Genomic DNA, 23853 nt, shown 5'->3' on the forward strand with positions numbered 1-23853 from the left:
GCGCTAATCCTATCCCTTCTCTACGAGACGCGGCGCGAACAAAAAGTGTCCGAGATTCATACCGGAATTTCAATCATAAATTCTGTACCTTGACCCAGAACCGAGTTAAAACTTAATTTTCCACCGTGGGTTTCTTCAACAATTTGACGAGCGATCGCTAATCCTAAACCCGTTCCTTTTCCCACAGATTTTGTTGTAAACAAATGATCGAATATCTTTTGCTTGACTGCTTCATTCATGCCATTAGCATTATCAGCAATCGTTATTGTAACCCGATCGTCTTGCAATGAGGTTTTAATTGTAATCTTGTTAGGATTTTTTTGGATTTCTGCAAAATTCCGCCCAGTATTCGACTCATCTAAGGCATCAATGGCATTAGCTAGGATATTCATAAACACCTGATTTAATTGTCCAGGAAAACATTCAACTTCAGGCAAAGTGCCATAATCGGTTATTACTTCAATTGCTGGACGTTGTTCATTGGCTTTGAGGCGATGTTTGAGAATTAAAATTGTACTTTCAATTCCTTCATGAATTTTAAATGGCACTTTGTAATCTCGATCGGTACGGGAGAAAGTTCTTAAACTAGTGCTGATATTTTTCAGGCGATCGCACGCCATCACCATTGAATCTATTACCTTGGGTAAATCTTCTAAACTATAATCTAAGTCAATTTCTTCTGCATGGTCGATAATTTCAGCACTTGGATTAGGTAAACTTTCTTGATAAAGTTTCAAGTGTTGCACAACATCGGCAATAGTGGGTTTAGTTTGTTTGAGACTTGCAGCAATAAAGCCCAAAGGATTATTCATTTCATGGGCTACACCAGCAACTAAATTACCCAATGCAGACATTTTCTCACTTTGAATAATTTGTAATTGCGCTTGTTGTAAATCTTCTAAAGCTGTTCCGAGTGCTTGAGATTTTTCTGTAACTGCTGATTCAGCTTGTTTGCGATCGCTAATATTAATCGTTGTCCCAACTATACGATAAACTTTGCCCGTCTCATCTTTTAAAGGGCTGAGTGTGGTTAACCACCAAATTTTCTGGTCATTAAATGTTAAACATTCTTCATAGGTGATGCGTTTTCCGGTTTGAAAACAATGCAAATATTTTTGCTCGACTGCTACACCTTCGTCAGGAACCATTATTTCTTGCGGAGTTTTACCTAGCACTTGAGAAGCAGGTATACCAACCGCTAATTCGCAAGATTTACTCCATCCTGTGTACTCATACCTGCCATCATCCCGGATCTCAGTCACAAAAATAAGACAGCCAACACCTTCGTAAATACTATTGAGGAACTTTTCTCGTTCCTGGAGATGATTATATAACTGGGCATTTTCCAAAGAAATTGCAGCTTGAGTGCAGAGGAAATTTACAATAGAAAGGCGATCGCTAGTAAATACCCCTTGCGTTAGTTGATTTTCTAGGTAAAGAATCCCTACTAAACGCCCTTGATTAATAATCGGGGTACATAATACACTCTGGGGTTGTGTTCGCTGCATATATTCCCCAATCAACCCAATAATATCTGTTTTGCAATTGTCTATAACAACTGTTTGTTGAGTATTTTTGACGTAATTGATAATTTTTGCGGGAATCTCTTGACAATTAACGAGTGATTGTGGTTCTAGAATGGTTTGTATTTGGTTATGATTAATAAAAGTAATTGCCCTAACTTGCCAACGATCGCCAGATACTTTCTTCAATAAGGGTTCCCCCCGCCCGGCAGTATCCTCATCTTGGGGAAGAATTAGTACAACTTTCTTGGCACCAGAGTTTTCTAGGATAATCTGGGTCAAGTTGGCAATGAGTTGATCTAATTCCAGAGAACCGGAGATAGCTTGAGCGGCTTTAAGAACAGAGGTAAAATCTAATGTCTGGGAAATACCAGTACTGCCAGTGGTAGAAGTGCGAGTAGATGAGGAAGTGCCACGAAAGCTAATAGTTTCTAAGGTATTGAAGTTGATTCGTTGCTGTTGCAGAATCGATTGGAGTAGTTGGGGATAGCGTTTTTCTAAGTCTTCTATTTTGGCTTTTGCACCCCAACGAGCGTAGCAGTAGTATGCTTCTTGCATATATGCTTGGGCAACTCTTTCTTTACCCCAGTCGAGATAAAATTTGGCTACTAGTTCATTGCTAAGTGCTTCTTCGTTAACGTATTCGTTTTCTTTGGCGAGGGAGATGGCGCGATCGTAATGTTCAAGTGCTTCTGCTTTATTGCCCAACACTCGTTGTTTTTCAGCCTCAACTAAATGCCATTTATGTAGATGATTCATGGGAGCATTTTGCGCCCATTGGTGCAAAGTGATTTGATGGGTTTCTACCAAAGCGAGAAATTCGGCTTGCTTTGGCTCTGGCTGTGCCAGCAAGAGCGCTAAATGCGTCAGGGCTGCATAGAAATGAAAAATGGGAATAAAAATCATGCCTGATACTGCCATCAAATACTGTTTGGCTTGGGCGTTATGGTCTAGGGCAGCCGTGTAGTTACCAAAAAAGTAGGCAAGTATCAGTTTGTAAGTATAAGCAATAGCGATCGCCGAGAGATCCTTGTCTTGATGGTGCTTAGGAAGCATCGCCGTTTCATTGTAGGCAGTGCCAATTAAGCAATCCGACAGAATACGGGCTTCCCTCAAGTTCTCCACAGTCTGCTGCACCATATCCAAATAACTCAGGGCAGAATGTTGTTTTACCTGCACTAAGACAGCCCTGTAACCTGCTATTTCGGGTTCCCAAATGTCCAGTTCTACCCCAGCAAAAAGTTTGGCAATGAAGTAATTGAGCGAGTTGTAGCCAGCGTTGAGAAAATCACCAGTTTCCATACCAGTTGCATAGCCATCTTTCATCGTCAGCATCGTTGCCCTGAGAGATTCCTGATGATGTTGAATCCAGGCCGCAAACAGAAGTAGAATCTTACACTTGAATTCCCCGACATTAAATCGGTCAAGCAAATTCATTGCTAATCGCCCAAAGCTATAGCCTGTTTTCACTTCTGACAAAAAGGCACACAACACCATACCGTGAATCATATACCCCACCGTTGATGCAGGTGTATTCCCAAACTGGAGTGATAAACTCACCATCGTTGCGCTCAGTATGGGCAGTAATCCGGGCATTGCCTGTAGAATCGGTGAAAATAATATTCCTAAGAGTTGCATGGCTGCCTGAGTTTGGCGTTGGCTTTGCCCGCCGCAGGCATCGCTCATGACAGGTAGATCGACTAATTCTTCAATTTCTCTGCCGCTTTGAAGGCTGGCTACAGTCTGTAGTACTTTGCTAATTTTGGCTTCGTCAGGTGCAGTGGGGAGTTCAACCCCCAATTGAAAGAGTACATCTCTGCCAACTGCGATCGCTTCTAATATTCTGGTCTGGGCTGTCTGGGCAGCAATTTGAATTTCGTAAATTTTAACTTTGTCTAAAATCGTCTGGGCTGATTTCAACACCTGTACTGCGATCTGTTCCATGCCATCAAAGTCAGCATTCAAGTAGGCGGCTTCGGTGGCGGCAACATAGAGACTCAGGGTCAATTCATATCGATCTTGCCAGCAATTCGCTGTAAGTAGCTCAATTCCAGTTTGTAAATAGACTCTAGCAGCAGCATAAGCGGTGGAATTTTTCGCTTTATCTCCTGCTGCTAAGTTAAGCCGAGCCAAGGCTTCTCGTTCGTTTGATTGTCCAATCAACTCTTGCCCTAAATTCAAATGCCCGACAATATCAAACAGTTTTTCTTCTTGTTCTATTTGAGAAGAATTTTGTAGAAGTAATTGACCAATTTTGAGGTGAGTTGCTTGTTTTTGGTTATCAGGAATTAGAGAATAGGCAGCTTGTTGTACTCTGTCATGTAAAAATCTATAATAAGCTGTCTTTTGTCCTATGTCCTTTGTGATTCGTTCGCTCTTTTCTAATGACCACTGACCACTCGCCCTGAGCGGAGCCGTACCACTTCGTGGAAGCAAGCTACGCATAGCGTCTCGCAGAGAAGGGATGACCAATGACGAATCATGATAAAACTTATAAACATCACTAATCGGTAAAATCAACCCTTCTTGTAAAGCTTTCCATAAACTTGCAGCCGTTTCAATCTCTGATTCTTGCGAAACAATTGCCAAATTTTCTAAATCAAATTGATTGCCAATACAAGCAGCTAACTGCAACACCTTTTGAGTTGAATCAGGCAGTTTTTGTAATTGACATATCATGAAATTAACAACATCATCTGTAACTGCTTGCTGATTTATTTGGGTGATATCACATTGCCAATATCCTGATTCAAAGTTAAATTTAATTAATCCATCTTGGTGTAATGCCTTGAGAAACTGTATGGTAAAAAACGGATTACCTTGAGTTTTCTGAAATACTAATTGAGAAACAGGTAATGCCAAATCTTTTGTACATTTAAGTGTATCAGCAACTAATTGATTCACTTGCAATTGACTCAGAGGCGCTAAAGTAATTGTATTAATTGTGGCTGCTGTTTTTTGGATATCATTCAAAGTCAACATTAATGGATGTGCTGGGTTCACTTCATTATCACGATAAGCACCAATTAACAAAAGATGTTTGGTATCAGCCATTAATAACTGTATTAACATCAATGATGCTGAATCTGCCCATTGCAAATCATCTAAAAACATCACTAATGGATGTTCAACACTAGTAAAAACTTGGGTAAATTTTTGAAATAATAAATTAAACCGATTCTGGGCAGCAGCTCCTGATAATTCTGTAACAGGTGGTTGCTGACCAATAATTCTTTCTAATTCGGGGATGACTTCAATAATCACCTGTCCGTTATCACCTACAGCCGCTAAGATATTGGTTTTAAATTGCTGGATTTGAGCATCGCTTTCGGTTAATAATTGCCCCATTAAATCGCGGAAGGCTTGCACAAAAGCACTAAAGGGAATATTTCGTTGAAATTGGTCATATTTCCCTTTGATAAAATAACCGCGTTTTTTGACGATTGGTTTATGGACTTCGTTAACTACAACGGTTTTCCCAATACCCGAAAAACCAGCCACCAGCATCATTTCTGTCGCACCTGTACTAACGCGCTCAAATGCTTGCAGGAGAGTTTCTACTTCTGTTTCTCGTCCATAAAGTTTATCAGGGATAATAAAGCGATCGCACACATCTCGTTGAGCAATTGGGAAATGCTTAATTTCACCAGTTTCTTGGAGTTGAGATAAACAAGTTTCTAAATCAAATTTCAGTCCTAATGCACTCTGATAGCGGTCTTCAGCATTTTTTGCCATCAATTTCATGACAATATCACAGAGAACTTGGGGAATCTCTTCTCTATTCCCTGTCCCCTGTTCCCTATCCCCTAAAAGTGGTGGAAGTTTTGCTAGATGACAATGTACCAACTCCATCGGATCGTTTGAATGGAACGGTAACTCACCCGTAAGTAGTTCATAAAAAGTGACACCTAAAGAATAGAAATCAGTCCGGTAGTCAATCCCCCGATTCATTCTTCCTGTTTGTTCGGGAGAAATATAACCAAGTGTCCCTTCCAAGACATTGGGATTCATCAGTGTTTGAGTTTCCCGTGGTAATAGCGATGCAATACTAAAGTCAATTAATTTAACTTGTTTGGTTTCTGGATTAATTAAAACATTGGCGGGTTTGATATCTTTATGAATAATCCGGTCGCGATACAATATATCTAAGATGTTGCACAGGGCGATCGCTATTTCTAAAAACTCCATTAAAGATTCTAAGCTTTTCCCCACTACTTCGGCTTCTCTTCGAGACGCTACGCGAACGCTCAGTACAAGTCCCCAATCCTTGAGAGAAATCCCCCCAAAGTCTTCCATTACCAACGCATAACCATTTTGATAGGGTTCTAGGCTATAGGTTTGGACTATTAGCGGTGAGTTGAGATTTTTCGCTATGGTGTACTGATTACGAAACGACAAGAGTTCGCCAAAACTCGGATAAGGATTTTTCAGCAGTTTGATCGCTACAGGTAATGAGTCAGTCTCTCTATATCCTCGATAAACGATGGTTCTAGAACCATTGTAGAGTTCTTCGCTAACCTGATATCCGGGAATATTGACTCTCGTACTAACCATACTGCTAAATCTTTAAGACTCCAGATATAGTGTTCCCAGATATCAAGCGAACCCGTCGCTTCACGACTTGAAATTTTAAAGATTTAGCGGCGCAAACAAAAAGTGTCCGAAATTCATACCGGAATTTCAATCATAAATTCTGTACCCTGACCCAGAATCGAGTTAAAACTTAATTTTCCACCGTGGGTTTCTTCAACGATTTGACGAGCGATCGCCAACCCTAAACCCGTCCCTTTACCAACAGCTTTCGTCGTAAATAAATGGTCAAATATTTTTTGTTTAACTGATTCGCTCATTCCCTTGCCATTATCAGTAATGGAAACTTTAATTAGATTATTTTCGACTGAGGTTGTAATTGTAATGCAGTTAGGATTGGCTTTAATTTCTTCAAAGCTGAGTCCATGATTAGATTCATCCAATGCATCAATAGCATTAGCAAAAATATTCATAAATACCTGATTTAATTGACCGGGAAAACATTCTACTTGAGGTAAATTACCGTAGTTGGTAACAACTTGAATCGCCGGACGTTGGTCATTGGCCTTGAGACGATGTTTGAGAATGAGAATAGTGCTATCAATGCCTTCGTGGATATTAAAAGGTACTTTGTAGTCTTGATCGGCACGAGAGAAAGTTCTCAAACTGGTGCTGATGTTCTTTAGCCTGTCACACGCCATAGACATAGAATCAATCATCTTGGGCAAGTCTTCTAAGCTATAATCTAAGTCGATTTCTTCGGCGTGGTCTTCGATTTCATCGCTTTTGTTGGGTAAACTTTCTTGATATAGTCTGAGATGTTCAACAATATCAGCGATAGTAGGTTTAGCTTGTTGAAGACTAGCAGCAATAAAACCAAGGGGATTATTCATTTCGTGAGCTACACCAGCAACTAAGTTGCCTAGTGCAGACATTTTCTCAGTTTGCACCATTTGTAATTGTGCTTGTTGCAGGTTTTGTAAAGCAGTTTCTAGCTCTTGTGCTTTTTGTTGAAGTTGGGCTTCGGCAACTTTGCGTTCGCGTAGCGCAGTTTGCTGTTCTGTAATATCATCTACTAGGGAAGCAACTCCGATTGACTCGTTATCTGCATTTACAAGCGGATTGTTATACCAAGTACAAATGATAATTTTACCATCTTTTGTTACATTTTCATTGATACTGTAATTGCCGCCCTGCTGGGATATAATTTCGACGCTGACTCGCTCCATTTCTGCTTGAATTATTTCAGGAATGATGAATTTGAAGTCACGACCCAAAGCCTCTTGTTTGCTGTAGCCAAAGATTCTTTCTGCGGCTGGGTTCCAGTCAGTAACGTGAAAATTGGTATCCCACTCGATAACTGCCAATGGAGTTTGCTGAACCAATAGCTGGAGTCGTTGCTGGGATGCTTGCAAGCCAGACTGGGCGGCGCTCAACTTATCAAGCGATCGCTCTAGCTGTTGGGCATATTGCTGCGATCGCTCATAAAGTCGGGCATTTTCTAAAGAAATTGCCGCTTGGGCGCAGAGTAAATTCAGCAGTTCAATGCGATCGCTAGTAAACGCCCCCGTTGCTAAATTATTTTCTAGATATAAAATGCCCATCAATTTACCTTGATGCAAAATCGGGCTACATAAAATACTTTTCGGCTGCTGACGGATGATATAGGGGTCGTTGGCTAAGGTTGGATCGGCACTTGCATCAAGTATCACAGCAGTCTGTCTATCGTGCTTCACTTTGTAAATCAGCTTCAGGGGAATGTCTTGACTGTCCTCAACGGGAAGGCGTTGCAACACTACTGGCTGCATCCCCATGGTAATTGACCCTTTAATTAGCAGATGTTCGCCTTTGGTATCGCCTAGCGAATTGTTTCGTAACAGCATAAACACGCATTTATCAGCCCCAGCATTTTCAATGACGATTTCAAGCAACGATGAAAGCAGTTTTTCAAATTCAATTTCGCCGGAAAGAGTGTGAGAGGCTTTGAGAATAGCAGCTAAATCTAAAGCAACAGAAACACTACTACTGTGGGAAGTGCCGGAATTCGTGGGTGTAACACTTGCTAACGAGAAGATTGTTTCGTTAGTGGAGAAAGGAGAATGGGTTGGCTGGAGGATAGGGGCTAGCAGTTGCGGATAGCGTCTTTCCAGATCGGCAATTTTGGCTTTTGCCCCCCAACGTGCGTAACAGTAATATGCTTGTTGCATATATGCTTGGGCGAGTTTTTCTTTCCCCCAGTTGAGGTAAAATTTGCCAGCAAGTTCATTCGCTAGTGCTTCTTCTTGGATATATGCGTTTTCTTTGGCAGAAGCGATCGCGCGATCGTAGTAATCCATTGCTTCATACATCCGCCCCAATACCCGATACTGCTCTGCTTCAACCAAATAAAATTTGTGTAAATGGTTTTTGGGTACATGGTTTGCCCATTGTTCGAGCTTTTTCTGGTTGTCAACAACTTGCTGGGGGAGGCATTCTTTACCTTGAGCGTTGGGTAACATCGCTAGATGAGTCAATGAATCGTAAAAGTGAAACACCGGCACCATAAAACAGCCGGATACTCCACTTAAATATTGTTTGGCATCAGCCGCCACTTTGATAGCTTGTTCCCACTCATTAAACAAGTAACAAAGAATTAATTTATTGATATACAGTGTTCCCATTGCGTAAAGATCGTTTGCCTTTTGATGCAAGGGCAACATGATTTGTTCGTCATAGATTACACCTTGAATTTCCCAAGGGCACTTGCTCTCGGCGAGTAAATTTAAAACGGATTGGTAAAAGACTCTCAAATAATTATGAGCAACTTCCTGTTTGAGTTGAGCCAATGCCTGATTGTAAACCTTCATCTCTGGTTCTAAGATTGACAAATCTTTTCCGAGAAAATAGGAAAGCGAACAGTAATTGTAGGCACAGTAGGCAGCATATTCTAAAGTACCCATTTCCAGACCGCTGTGGTATCCGTCGAGTAAAGGAGCGAGTGAATTTTGAATATGATGTTTCCAAGGCTTCACGAAGGGATAAACCATGTTAATCGTGCTGGCTTTAAATTCTTTGCTTTGGAAGCGTGATAGTAGTCCCATTGCCAGTTCGCCAATGCGATCGCCTAAATCTATTTCTCCAATACCACACAAAATGACTCCATACCAAGCATAAGCCTGTGCTGATACCGCAGCATTACCGTATTCTACTGATAACCTAATCTGTTTACACACGATTAACGGCAGTAATTCTGGAACCGCTTGATAGACTGCTGCTGTCACCGCTGCTAAAATTCGGATTGTTGCCAGGGCTTGGAAGTCTGTCATTTCCGGCAGTTCCAAGAAATCTTCTAAATGTTTTCCTTTTAAGACATCTTGAGTCTGCTGCAAACTTTCAGTAATATCTGCGTCAGTCGGCTGTTCTGGAAACAATACTCCAAATAATTCCAAAGTCGAAAGAGCGGTTTTAATAGCTTTGGGCTGTTGACTCTGGGCCACCTCGGCCAAAATTCTTACTTCATAGACCTTCACTTTATCTAGTAATTGACGGGCATTTTGCACTACTTCGTCAACTATCTGCTCCATTTGCCTAAAATCACCGCTCAGACAGGCTACTTCTGCGGCTAAATCATGCAGAGCTAACGTTAGTTCATAGCATTGCTGCCAACAATTTGTTGTGAGAAGTTGTATCCCTTTAGTGGCGTATTCAATTGCTGCGACGTAAGCGGTTGCAGATTTAGCTCTTTGGGCAGCAACTAGATTTAGCTTTGCTAATTCCTCACGTTCAATTTCTGCAACAATTAAATCGGCTCCTTTATTTAATTGATTGACAATCTCAAAGATTTTTTCCTCTTTTTCCGTCTCGCTCATTACACTTAAAAGCAATTGCCCAATTTTTAAGTGCGTCAATTGTTTTTGGTCATCGGGAATCAGAGAATAAGCGGCTTGTTGGACGCGATCGTGTAAAAATTTATATGTAACAGTCTGAATATTTTCCGGTGTACGTGCAAGACTTTCTTGCCCAATATAAAATTTATAAACATCACCGTTCGGTAAAATCAACCCTTCTTGTAATCCTTTCCACAAAGTCGCAGCCGTTTCGATTTGAGATTGTTTAGAAACAATTGCCAAACTTGCTAAATCAAACTGATTCCCAATACAAGCAGCTAACTGTAACACCTGTTGAGTTGATAGCGGTAGTTTTCGCAATTGAAAACCCATAAAGGCAACAACATCATCTGTAACGGCTTGAGTCATCACTTGGGTAATGTCACATTGCCAACAGCCTAACTCAATATTAAATTGAATAAGATTTTCTTGATGTAATGCTTTGAGAAACTGGATTGCAAAAAACGGATTTCCTTGAGTTTTCTGATAAATTAATTGAGAAAGAGTCCATGCCGAAGTTTCTGTACATTTAAGTGTGTCACCAACTAACTGATTCACTTTTAGTTGACTCAGTGGTGCTAACGTAATTGTATTAATCGTCGCTTTGTTTTTTTTGATTTCACTCAAAGCCAACATTAATGAATGTGCTGCATTTACTTCATTATCGCGGTACGCACCAATTAACAAAAGATGACCTGTATCAGCCATTAATAGCTGCATTAACTTCAATGATGCCGAATCTGCCCATTGCAAGTCATCTAAAAACATCACTAATGGATGTTTAACACTGGTAAAAACTTGGGTAAATTGTTGAAATAATAAATTAAATCTGTTTTGCGCCGCCGTTCCTGATAATTCTATAGCGGGTGGTTGTTCGCCAATAATTTTTGATAATTCGGGGATGACTTCAATAATTACCTGTCCATTTTCCCCAACAGCATCTAAAATCTTGCTTTTCCATTCCTGAATTTGTGCATCACTTTCGGTTAATAATTGCCTCATTAAATCTCGGAATGCTTGTACAAATGCACTGAAGGGAATATTTCGTTGAAATTGGTCGTATTTGCCTTTGATAAAATAACCGCGTTGGCGAACAATTGGTTTATGAACTTCGTTAACAACCGCAGTTTTGCCAATTCCCGAAAAACCTGCTACCAGCATCATTTCTGTTGCACCAAGGCTGACTCTCTCAAAGGCTTGGAGTAAAGTTGATATTTCGGTTTCTCGTCCATAAAGTTTATCAGGAATGATGAAGCGATCGCACACATCCCTACGAGCAATTTCAAAACACTGAATTTCGCCATCAACTTGTAGCTGATGTAAGCAATTTTCTAAATCAAACTTGACTCCCAAGGCACTTTGATATCGATCTTCGGCATTTTTTGCCATCAATTTCATCACAATATCGCAAATAACTTGGGGAATATCTTCTCTATTTTTTAAAATTTGTGGAAGTTTAGCAATATGACAATGCACCAATTCCATTGGCTCGTTTGATGCAAAAGGTAAATTTCCTGTAAGTAACTCGTAAAATGTCACACCCAAAGAATAAAAATCAGTTCGGTAATCAATCCCCCGATTCATTCTGCCTGTTTGTTCTGGGGAAATATAAGCGAGTGTTCCTTCTAAGATATTGGGATTGACTAGCGTTTGGGTTTCTCGTGGTAGTAAAGATGCAATACTAAAATCGATTAATTTAACTTGTTTGGTTTCGGGATTAATGAGAATATTGCTAGGTTTTATGTCTTTATGAATAATCCGCTCGTGGTAGAGTATATCTAAGGTGTCACACAGGGCGATCGCAATTTCTAAAAACTCTTGTAGAGATTGTCGCCTTCCCTTGATTCCCCATTCCTTGAGAGAAATCCCGCCAAAGTCTTCCATCACTAGCGCATAGCCATTTTGATAGGGTTCTAGGCTATAAGTTTGGACTATTAGCGGTGAGTTGAGATTTTTAGCTATGGTGTACTGATTCCGAAACGACAAGAGTTCGCCAAAACTCGGATGAGGATTTTTCAGGAGTTTAATAACTATAGGTAATGAGTCAGTCTCTCGATACCCTCGATAAACAATGGTTCTAGAACCATTGTAGAGTTCTTCGCTAACCTTGTATCCAGGAATATTGACAAGAGTGCTAACCATACTGCTAAATCTTTAAGACTTCCGGATTTAGTATTCCCAGATGTCTGAAGTTGTTTACTAAACGAGCCAAAAATTACACTGGAAATTCAATCACAAATTCTGTACCTTCACCAAGAACAGAGTTGCAACTCAATTTACCGCCGTGGGTTGATTCAACGATTTGTCGAGCGATCGCCAACCCCAACCCCGTTCCTTTCCCCACAGCTTTTGTAGTAAATAAATGGTCAAAAATCTTTTGTTTAACTGATTCACTTATTCCTTTGCCATTATCAGCAATGGTAATTTTTACAACACTATCTGCAAGTGAAGTATTAATTGTAATGCAATTAGGGTTGGTTTGAATTTCTTGAAAACTGCGTCCAATATTCGACTCTTCTAAAGCATCAATAGCATTGGCAATAATATTCATAAATACCTGATTTAATTGGCCAGGAAAACATTCAATTTGCGGTAAATTACCGTAGTTAGTTATCACTTCAATAGCTGGACGTTGTTGATTAGCTTTGAGGCGATGTTTGAGAATAAGAAGGGTACTATCAATACCTTCGTGAAGATTAAATTGCACTTTATAATCTCGATCGGCACGAGAAAAAGTGCAGAGTGAAGTGCTGATTTTTTTCAGCCTGTTGCACGCCATCGCCATCGATTCAATTACCTTAGATACGTCTTCTAAGCTATATTCCAAATCAATTTGCTCGGCATGGTCAATAATTTCCTCACTGCTATTTGGGAAAGTTTTTTGATAGAGTTTCAGGTGTTCGGTAAGATCGGCAATAACGGGTTTAGTTTGTTGCAGGCTAGCAGCAATAAAGCCCAAAGGATTATTCATTTCGTGAGCAACACCAGCAACTAAGTTACCCAAAGCAGACATTTTCTCACTTTGGATCGTTTGTAATTGGGCGTTTTGCAAATCGGTTAGCGCCTGTTGTAATAAGAGCGATTTTTCCTCTAAAGCAAGTTCTGCTTTTCGGCGTTCGCTAATATCCAACAAGAATCCATCCCAAACTATAGTTCCATCGGCTTTTTGTTCTATTCGGGCTTGGCAGTGAATCCATTTAATCATCCCAGATGGTGTAATAATTCGCCCTGACCAGTCAAAATCAGTTAAGGTTTGCATTGAGTCAATAACAGACTGCTGGTAGCTTGCGACATCATCTGGATGCATTCTCTCCAAGAGCAGCTGCACATTAGCGATCGCTTGTTCGGCTGTAATTTCGTATAGTTCATAACATTCTCTACTCATATAGGTGAGAGACATTGCACCATTAGCAGATATCTGGTACTGATAAACAACCCCAGGCACGTTGTCTACAAGTTTCTCAAAGCGAGAGTTACTCGTACTCAATTCGACAAGCGATCGCTCTAACTGTTGAGCATATTCTAAGGAACGTTCGTAGAGTCGAGCATTTTCCAGAGAAATGGCGGCTTGAGCGCAGATTAAATTCAGCAGTTCGACGCGATCGCTGGTAAATGCTCCCATTGCTAAATTATTTTCTAGATATAAAATGCCCATCAACTTGCTTTGATGCAAAATTGGACTGCACAAGATACTTTTCGGCTGTTGACGAACAATATACGGATCGTTGGCCAAGGTGGGATCTGCTGTCGCATCCACTAGGACAACAGTCTGCCTGTTGTGCTTGACTTTGTAAATCAGCTTCAGGGGAATATCCTGGCTTTCTTCAATGGGAATGCGCTGCAATACAATTGGTTGTGACCCCTCAACAATCAACCCTTTGACCAACAAGCGATCGTCTCGCAACAGCATTAACACGCATTTATCGGCCCCTGCATCTTCGATGACGATTCTCAGCAACGATGAAAGCAGTTTTTCAAGTTCGATTTGCTCTGAGAGAGTTTGGGAAGCTTTGAGAATAGCGGCTAAATCTAGGGAATCAGAACTGCTGCTAGAAGTGGCCGAACTGGTGTATGTAACGCTCCCCAAAGCGAAAATGGTTTCGTTAATTGAAACGGGAGAACGGGTTTGCTGTAATATCGCAGCAAGTAGTTGAGGATAGCATTTTTCTAAATCAGCGACTTTGGCTTTGGCTCCCCAACGAACATAGCCATAGTAAGCTTGAATCATATACTCCTGAGCAATCCGCTCCTTATCCCATTCCAGGTAAAACTTTGCTGCTAGTTCGTTGGCAAGAGCTTCAATTTGGGTAAAGTGATTTTCTTTGGCGGCGATAATGGCGCGATCGTAACAGGCGATCGCATCTGCGTAATTACCAGAAACTCTTGCCATTTCAGCCCCAAGCAACAGCGATTGATGCAAAAAGTTCTCTGGACAGGTCTTAGTCCAGGTTTCTAGAAGCTGGCGGTGCTGCTGCATCACATCCCAGTAGTGCTGTTGATTCTCTGGGGTTGCTTGGGGATAAAGCGCGGCTAAATTCAGCGGGTAATAGAAGTGGAATAAAATAATCGGAAACAGACCAAGATTAGAAGCCAGGGTTTTTTCAGCAATCGCAGCAACTTCCAGGGCATCAGCATAGCGACCGTACAAGTACAATAGCTGGAGTTTCAAGAAGCAATACCAATTGATCCCAGCTTCAAAATTATTCTTCTGCCAAGCATCAAGACAGACAATCTGGCGATCGCCGCGATCGACTAGCAGATCGGGTTCGGCCAACAAACCTTGCAGGTGCAACAGAAATTGCTGCTGGAGGTTAAATGTCAGCGTCATGTTCGCGTTATTTACTTGTTGCACATAGCTCAAGTATTTCTCGGTTTCGGCATACACCTCTGATAAGCAATCACCCTTCAACAGCATCGTCCAAATCAGACATACTACTGCCCAGATGCCAAATCCAATATCACCTGTTTCATAACTAATCTGAAGAGATTGTTGGTAAACTGCGAGGTTTTCAACCAGTGGCCTGTTGTAGGGATTGATTGTATGACCAAAAACGTTATTGGTTTTGGGAATGAACTTGGCGCTATTGAATTGGCGATCGAGCTTTCGCCCCAAGGTAGCGAATTCATAAGCACTGCGATAGTCTCCTTGAATTGTCAGCATCATCCCATACAAACAGTAAGCGCAGCCCGAACTTTCGGCATTGCCATAGGTGAAGGAAGTCTGAACCATTAACAGGATACTGAGAATTGTTAGCGCTTGATTGCCACCGACATAAGCAGCCCCCCAGAGATCGGGGAGGATTGACATACATACCTTCTTCGCCGGATCGGTCATCGCAGGCAGATCGAATAAATCTGCGGGTTGTACAGTTTCCAGTTTGACGCGGATCTCCTTGAGTATGCTTTCAATCAGCGCTTGCTGACCTGCATCAGTTGCCGGAATGCTCATCCCCATAACACTCAAGCCACTCAGTGCAGCCTCATAAGCGGCGAGTAAATTCTCTCCCTGATTGGATCTCAGGGCTAATTGCAGTCCATAAATCTCTGCTAGCTCGAATTTATTCTCGACGTACTGTAATGCCTGATGGAAGAGTCGTTCTGCTTCGTCAAAGCGTCCTGTAATGTATTCGCACTCTGCACATTCCCGATAAAGCTGAAATGTGAGATCGTAGGCAGTCTGCCAACTATCTTCCGGAAGGATTTCCATGCCGATCGCACAGTATTTAATGGCTGCCTTATAAGCTGTGGAAACTTTTGCTTTTTTGCCAGCGATCAGATTCAACTGCGCTAACTCATAGCGATCGCCGATCCGATCGATCAGAGCAATTCCATTGTTCAACTGATTAACAATATCAAAAACATTCAGTTCTATGGCTTCAGGTGCGGTATTTTGCAACAGCAATTGCCCAATTTTGAGATGAGTCGCTTGCTTTCGATCGTCAGGAATCAGAGAATAAGCAGCTTGCTGGACGCGATCGTGCAGGAACCGATAGGTCGGATTAACTGTCTCCCCTTGGGACTTTTGGGCATCCTGAAAAAACTTGTAAATCTGACTCGTGGGTAAAATTAAGCCTAACTGCAAAGCTTTCCACAATGCTGTGGCTGCATTGGTTGGCGATCGTTCGGAAACGATCGCCAATGTTTCCAGATCGAACTGTGCCCCCACACAAGCAGCCAGCTTCAGTATTTCTTGAGTGGTTTGTGGCAACTTTTGTAATTGCTGCGCCATGAATTCAACCACATCATCAGTAAGCGAGAGCAATTTCACCGACACCATATCGCACTGCCAGTGTCCAACTTCCAGGTTATATGTAATGTAGTTTTCCTGATGCAAAGCTCTGAGAAATTGGGTAGCAAAGAAGGGATTGCCTTTGGTTTTTTGATAGACTAACTCTGCTAGGGGTTGTGCTAGAACTGTGGAACAACTGAGGGTGTCGGCAACCAAACAATCGATCTGAGATTGACTTAACGGGGTGAGGGTAAGGGTACTGATAGTTGCCTCAGCTTTCTTCATCTCCTCCAGTGTCAGCATTAGGGGATGGCTGGGAAAGACTTCGTTATCTCGGTATGCCCCGATTGTTAGCAGGGAATCCACCTCGCTTTGACTCATTAACACTTGCATGAGCTTCAATGAGGCTGAATCTGCCCACTGCAAGTCATCGAAGAACATCACTAACGGATGTTCTAGTGTAGCTAACGCGGCAATGAATTTCACAAATACCAAGTTGAAGCGGTTCTGGGCGGCACTACCATTGAGTTCTGGGGCTACTGATTGTTTGCCGATAATCTGCTCTAGTTCGGGAATAACTTCAATTAGGACTTGCCCATTTTCACCTAAAGCACAGAGGATTTTCTCTTTCCACTGCGCCAGTTGCTCATCAGTTTCGCTTAACAATTGTTCCATTAAATCTCGGAATGCCTGTACAAAGGCACTCAACGGGATATTGCGGTTAAACTGGTCAAATTTGCCTTTGATAAAGTAGCCGCGTTGTTTCACAATCGGCTTATGCACTTCGTTGACAATAGCAGTTTTGCCAATCCCCGAAAACCCAGCAACCAGCATCATTTCTGTTGCGCCAAGGCTGACTCGCTCAAATGCTTGCAGGAGAGTTTGAACCTCCATGTCTCTGCCATAAAGTTTATCGGGAATGATGAAGCGATCGCACACATCCCTAGTTGCTATTTCAAACTTGTGAATTTCCCCAGTTTCTTGCAGTTGTTCTAAACAATTTTCTAAATCAAACTTTAATCCCAACGCACTCTGATATCGATTTTCGGCGTTTTTCGCCATTAATTTCTTGACAATCTCCGAGAGTACAAATGGGATTTGTGGGTTAATGTCATATACTAGCGGTGGAAGTTTTGCAATATGACAATGCACCAACTCCATCGGATCGTTTGATGCAAAAGGTAATTCTCCCGTCAGTAATTCGTAGAAAGTTACGCCGAGTGAATATAAGTCTGTGCGGTAGTCAATCCCCCGATTCATTCTGCCTGTTTGTTCGGGGGAAATATAAGTAAGTGTCCCTTCTAATACATTAGGATTGATTACTGTCTGCGTTTCTTGTGGTAGCAAAGATGCAATACTAAAGTCGATTAATTTAATTTGTTTGGTTTCGGGATTAATTAATATATTGCTAGGTTTGATATCTTTATGAATAATGCGCTCGCGGTAGAGTAAATCTAAGGTGTCACACAGGGCGATCGCAATTTCTAAAAATTCTTGTAGAGATTGTCGGCTTTGGCTGAGGAGCCATTCTTTGAGAGAAATCCCCCCAAATTCCATTACCAGCGCATAGCCATTCTGATAGGGTTGGAGGCTGTAGCTTTGGACGATTAGCGGTGAGTTGAGATTTTTCGCAATGGCGTACTGATTGCGAAACGACAAAAGTTCGCCAAAACTGGGATAGGGATTTTTCAGCAGTTTGATCGTTACTGGTAAGGAGTCAGCTTCCCGATACCCTCGATAAACTAGGGTTCTCGAACCATTGTAGAGTTCTTCAGTTATGTGATATCCGGGAATCCTAACAAGAGTGTTGACCATACTGCTGAAGGAATGACGATTTATAGATATAGTGTTCCCAGATATATTGAGTGTTTGATAAACAAGAGCAAAGATTTACATTGCAATTTCAACGATAAATTCTGTACCATGACCCAGAACAGAGTTGCAACTCAATTTGCCACCGTGGGTTGATTCGACGATTTGAAAAGCGATCGCCAACCCCAAACCCGTACCTTTTCCCACAGATTTCGTAGTAAATAAATGCTCGAATATTTTCTGTTTAACTGATTCGCTCATCCCTTTACCATTATCTGCAATGGCAATTTTCACGAGTCGATCTGCCATTGAAGTGGTAATAGTAATTCGGTTGGGATTAACTTTAATATATTCAAAACTCCGCCCAATATTCGACTCTTCTAATGCGTCAATGGCATTTGCCAGAATATTCATAAATACTTGATTTAGTTGCCCAGGAAAACATTCTATTTGAGGGAGATTGCCGTAGTTGGTGACAACTTCAATCGCGGGACGTTGTTCGTTAGCTTTGAGACGATGCTTGAGAATGAGAATAGTACTATCAATACCTTCGTGAATATTAAACGGTACTTTGTAATCGCGATCGGCACGAGAGAAAGTGCGTAAACTGGTGCTAATATTTTTCAGCCTGTCGCACGCCATCGTCATGGAATCAAGCATTTTCGGTAAATCTTCTAAGCTATATTCCAAATCGATTTCTGATTCGTGGTCTTGGATTTCTTCACTCTTATGTGGAAAAGTTTCTTGATATATTTTCAGGTGTTCAACAATATCAGAAAAGGTGGGTTTAGCTTGTTTAATACTGGCAGAAATAAAACCCAGAGGATTATTCATTTCGTGAGCTACGCCAGCAACTAAGTTACCCAACGCAGACATCTTTTCACTTTGAACAATTTGTAATTGAGCTTGTTGCAAGCCAAGTTCTGCTTGCTTGCGATCGCTAATATTCAAAAACAATCCATCCCAAACCAATGAGCCATCCGATCGCTGTTCAACTCTGGATTCACCGTGAAGCCATTTGACGATTCCTGACGGGGTAACGATTCGTCCTTCCCAGCACCAGGAAGATCGAGCTTGAACGGTGTCAGTGTAAGTTTGCAGGTAAGAAGCCAGATCATCTGGATGTATCATTTTGTCGAGAAAATCGGGATCGACAGCAGCTTGTTCTGGGGTGATTTCGTAAAAATTGTAACAGTCGGCACTGATGTAGTTTAACGAGAGGATGCCATCAGCACTCATCTGGTATTGACAAACGACTCCAGGCACGTTGTCTACCAGATTGTGGAAGCGAGACTGGGACGCATTCAACTCCGATAGCGATTCTAAGGAACGTTCGTAAAGTTGGGCATTTTCCAAGGAAATGGCAGCTTGAGCGCAAAGTAAGTTGAGAAGTTCGACGCGATCGCTCGTAAATGCCCCCGGTGCTAAATTATTTTCTAGATATAGAATGCCGATCAATTTCCCTTGATGCAAAATTGGGCTGCACAAAATACTTTTGGTTTGCTTACAGATGATATACGGGTCGTTTGCTAAAGTCAGATCGGCACTGGCATCAACTATTACAGCAGGTTGCCTGTTGTGCAAGACTTTGTAAATCAGCTTTCTTGGAATATCCTGAGAGTCTTCAATCGGAAGATGCTGCAACACGACGGGCTGTGTTCCCTCAGTAATCGAACCTTCAATTAGCAGGCGCGAGTCTTGCAACAGCATTAACACGCATTTATCAGCCCCCGCATTTTCGATGATGATCGAAAGCAATGATGAAAGCAGTTTGGACAGTTCGATTTCGCCAGAAATAGTTTGGGAAGCTTTGAGAATGGCAGCTAAATCTAAAGCTACAGAAGCACTGCTGCTGGAAGTAGCAGATGTAGTGGAGGTGATACTTCCCGAAGCGAAGATAGTTTCGTTAGTTGAGAGGGCCAAACGGGTTTGCTGTAATATGGGGGCGAGTAATTGGGGGTAGCGTTTTTCTAAGTCGGCGACTTTGGCATTCGCACCCCAGCGGGCATAGGCGTAGTAAGCATTCGTGATGTATTCTTGGGCAATGCGCTGTTTGCCCCAGTCAAGGTAAAATTTGGCAGCTAGTTCGTTGGCGAGGGCTTCTTCTTGGATATAACCGTGTTCTTTAGCCAGAGCAATGGCGCGATCGTACAAGTCGATCGCTTCAGCTTTTTCACCTAACACTCGATGCTTTTCTGCCTCCACCAAATGCCACTTATGCAAGTAGTTCATCGGTGCATGATGCGATCGCTTCTGCAACTTTGCCTGATTCTCTGCTACCCGTTGCAAGCGATCTCCCAGATCGGAATCCCCACTACAATCTCCAGTTAAAGCAGCAAGAGAATCATAGAAGTAAAAGATTGGCACCGTAACCAAACCTGCCCCTGCTGTTAAATACTGTCTGCCCTCAGTCGCAATCTCTAACAGGGATTGTGCCGTTTCACCAAACAAGTAGCCAAGAATCAGTTTGTGCAGATAGAAGAAATGAAGCCCCATCAGATCGTTCGCTGCCAACAACTGGGGTAGCAACTGCGCCTCGTCGCACAGATCGCCCACAGAAAGCTGGGGATTCTTACCGTTGCCCAACAGGTTAAAAACCGCCTGTCCGAGCATTTGAAAGTAGTTAAACGTCTGAACCTGCTTGAGATTCTTTGGCATCTGGCTGTAGGCGTTGATGTCTTGCTCCAGCGTTCCTAGTTCCTGACTGCTGAAGTAGGCATTTTTGCAGCTATGAAGTGCGGCATAACCCGCAAATTCCAAATCTCCGGTGTCTAATCCAATTTGGTAGCCTTCCCGTAGAACTTGCACTGACGTTTGCAGATGAGTAGTTCCATGCAGAACCAGCGCCCCTGCTATAACGCGGGTTCTACATTCAACTTCCTTAGCATTGAGTTTTTCGATGACCGCTAACCCTAGCTTGCCAGCCCGCTCTGCCCCTTCCATGTCTTCTAAAATGCCATTCAACAGCAGACCATAGTGGGCATAAAAGAAGGCAGAGAATGGCGCATTGCCGTATTGAATCGAGGCATTCACCTGCGACAGAATTAGTAATGGATATAAGGATGGATTTGTAATATAAATAGCTGATGCAGCGCTGGCGGCAATTTTTATCGCTGCTAGAGGTTCACCTGCCGTCATGGGAGGCAGGTATAATAACTCCTCGATCGCTCTACCCGCCAACAGGTTCACCGTATGCTGAAATCCCTGCTGGATATCTTCTTGCGTGGGGCTATCGGGCAATTGAATACCTAATTGACTTAGCACTTGTTTCGCCAGGTCGCTCGCATCCAACAGTTTATGCTGCAATGTATGGTTTTGAATCTGAATTTCGTAGATTTTCACCCGATCGAGGAGAGTTTTTCCTTGCTGCAATACTATCTGCGCCCAATGTTCCATTTGCTCGAAGTCTGCGGCAAGAAAAGCATTTTCAGCTGCCAATTCGTGCAACATTAGCGCCAATTCATACTGACTTTGCCAGCAATTGGGGGTTAACAGAGCGATCCCCGTATTTGCGTAGGTTATGGCAGATTCATAGGCGGTTGCAGACCGAGCTTTTTTAGCGGCGAGTCCGTTTAACCGGGCAATTTTCGCTCGTTCTGCGGGTTCAACGACCAATTTCAATCCCCTGTTCAGGTGATTGACGATATCGAATAGTTTGTTGTTCTGTTCTATGTCAGATGTATAGTCGAGCAGCAGTTGACCTATTTTCAGATGGATCGAAGCTTTTTGGTCATCGGGAATTAGGGAATAGGCGGCTTGCTGGACGCGATCGTGTAAAAATTTGTAAGTAACTGTCAATTGTTCTGGGTCATCGCTCGTTTGTTGTACTTCGTCTGCGAATGACAAATGACTATTGACTAAAGACTCTTGTTGGTAAAACTTATAAACTTCACTAATTGGTAAAATCAACCCTTCTTGCAAGCCTTTCCATAACGCTGCCGCTACGTCTGTTTGGGATTGTTCTGAAACAATTGCTAGAGTATTGAGATCGAACTGCGCCCCGATGCAAGCTGCCAATTTGAGAATTGTTTGGGTGTCTAGTGGCAATTTCTTTAGTTGCACTGCCATGAACTCTACGACATCATTAGTGAGCGAGAGCGATCGCACCTGAGCAATGTCACATTGCCAATAGTTACCGTCAAAGTTAAAAGTAATTAATCCATCTTCATGCAATGCTTTGAGAAATTGCGTAGTGAAGAAGGGATTACCTTTTGTCTTGCTCATCACCAGTTCGGTCAACGGTAAGGCCAAGTTTAGAGAACAACTCAGCGTATCTGCAACTAACTGATTTATTGATGCCCGATTCAGGGGAGCTAAGGTAATAGTATTAATGGTTGCCTTTGCTTTTTCCAGGTCTTGCAGCATCAACATTAATGGATGGGCTTGTGAAACTTCGTTATCCCGGTATGCGCCAATCAGTAAGAGATACTGACTATCAGCTTTACTCATCAACAGCTGCATCAACTTCAGCGATGCCGAATCTGCCCACTGCAAATCATCAATGAAAATGACTAGAGGATGTTCTTTTGTAGCGAACACCTGGATAAATTTTTCCAACAGTAAGTTGAAGCGATTTTGAGCAGCACTGCCAGAGAGTTCGAGGACAGAAGGTTGTTTGCCAATAATGCGCTCTAGTTCGGGAATCACTTCGATAATTACTTGTCCATTTTCTCCAAGTGCTGCTAATATTTGATTCTTCCATTGCTCTAGCTGAACATCGCTTTCGGTTAATAATTGCCCCATTAAATCCCGAAATGCTTGGACAAAAGCAGAGAAGGGAATGTTCCGTTGAAATTGGTCGAATTTTCCTTTGATGAAATAACCGCGTTGCTTGACAATTGGTTTGTGAACTTCGTTGACGACGGCTGTTTTCCCAATGCCGGAAAAACCTGCTACCAGCATCATTTCTGTTGTGCTTTGACTTACTCGATCGAATGCTTGTAATAGAGTTTCTACTTCGGTTTCTCGTCCGTAGAGTTTGTCGGGAATGAGGAAGCGATCGCACAGATCCCGACTCGCAATTTCAAACTTGTGAATTTCTCCTGTTTCTTTTAGCTGACATAAACATTTTTCTAAATCGTATTTTAGTCCTAAGGCACTCTGATAGCGATCTTCTACATTTTTTGCCATGAGTTTCATGACAATTTCTGAAATTACTAAGGGAATTTGTGGGTTGATTTCATGTATTAATGGTGCTGCTTTGGCGATATGGCAATGCACTAATTCCATCGGGTCATTTGATTGAAACGGCAACTCTCCTGTCAATAATTCGTAGAAGGTGACACCCAAGGAATAAAAATCTGTTCGGTAGTCTATTCCTCGATTCATTCTACCTGTTTGTTCGGGTGAAATGTAAGCCAGCGTTCCTTCTAATACATTGGGATTAATTAGTGTTTGCGTTTCTCTTGGTAGTAAAGATGCAATGCTAAAGTCGATTAATTTAACTTGTTTAGTTTGAGGGTTAATTAATATATTGCTGGGTTTGATGTCTTTGTGAATGATGCGCTCTCGATAGAGAATATCTAAGGTGTTGCACAGTGCGATCGCAATTTCTAAAAACTCCTGTAGAGATTGGAGATTTCCCCTAACTCTCCATTCCTTGAGAGAAATACCGCCAAAGTCTTCCATCACCAATGCATAACCATTTTGGTAAGGTTCCAGGCTATAAGTTTGAACTATTAGAGGTGAATTCAGATTTTTGACAATGGTGTACTGATTGCGAAACGACAAGAGTTCGCTAAAACTCGGATAGGGATTTTTCAGCAGTTTAATGACTATAGGTAATGAGTCAGTTTCTCGATATCCTCGATAAACGAGGGTTCTCGAACCATTGTAGAGTTCTTCTGTTAAGCGATATCCGGGAATCCTAATAAAAGTGCTGACCATACTGCTG

Annotated in this window: 4 protein-coding genes; all 4 read right to left on the bottom strand. The window is 42.0% G+C overall.

The genetic code is table 11. The features are described 5' to 3' along the window. Window positions 1-56: 56 nt before the first annotated feature. Window positions 57-6077: an AAA family ATPase gene (locus tag NSTC731_RS19565; protein ID WP_445626391.1), complete on the bottom strand. Its 6021-nt coding sequence runs from the start codon at window positions 6075-6077 to the stop codon at window positions 57-59. Window positions 6078-6190: 113 nt separating this feature from the next. Then, the gene (locus NSTC731_RS19570; protein ID WP_445626392.1) at window positions 6191-12061 is read right to left on the bottom strand and encodes a trifunctional serine/threonine-protein kinase/ATP-binding protein/sensor histidine kinase; all 5871 of its coding nucleotides are present in this window, start codon (window positions 12059-12061) and stop codon (window positions 6191-6193) included. A gap of 73 nt (window positions 12062-12134) precedes the next feature. Continuing rightward, complete coding sequence (locus tag NSTC731_RS19575) at window positions 12135-17963, bottom strand: AAA family ATPase (protein WP_445626393.1); 5829 nt, start codon at window positions 17961-17963, stop codon at window positions 12135-12137. 75 nt (window positions 17964-18038) lie between these two features. Further along, window positions 18039-23846: an AAA family ATPase gene (locus tag NSTC731_RS19580; RefSeq protein ID WP_445626394.1), complete on the bottom strand. Its 5808-nt coding sequence runs from the start codon at window positions 23844-23846 to the stop codon at window positions 18039-18041. Window positions 23847-23853 lie beyond the last annotated feature (7 nt).

The organism is Nostoc sp. DSM 114167, assembly GCF_052692655.1.

Bases quoted from the DNA above. Each gene is read 5' to 3' on its own strand.
- NSTC731_RS19565 (WP_445626391.1), bottom strand. From the start codon at position 6,077: ATGGTTAGTACGAGAGTCAATATTCCCGGATATCAGGTTAGCGAAGAA.
- NSTC731_RS19570 (WP_445626392.1), bottom strand. From the start codon at position 12,061: ATGGTTAGCACTCTTGTCAATATTCCTGGATACAAGGTTAGCGAAGAA.
- NSTC731_RS19575 (WP_445626393.1), bottom strand. From the start codon at position 17,963: ATGGTCAACACTCTTGTTAGGATTCCCGGATATCACATAACTGAAGAA.
- NSTC731_RS19580 (WP_445626394.1), bottom strand. From the start codon at position 23,846: ATGGTCAGCACTTTTATTAGGATTCCCGGATATCGCTTAACAGAAGAA.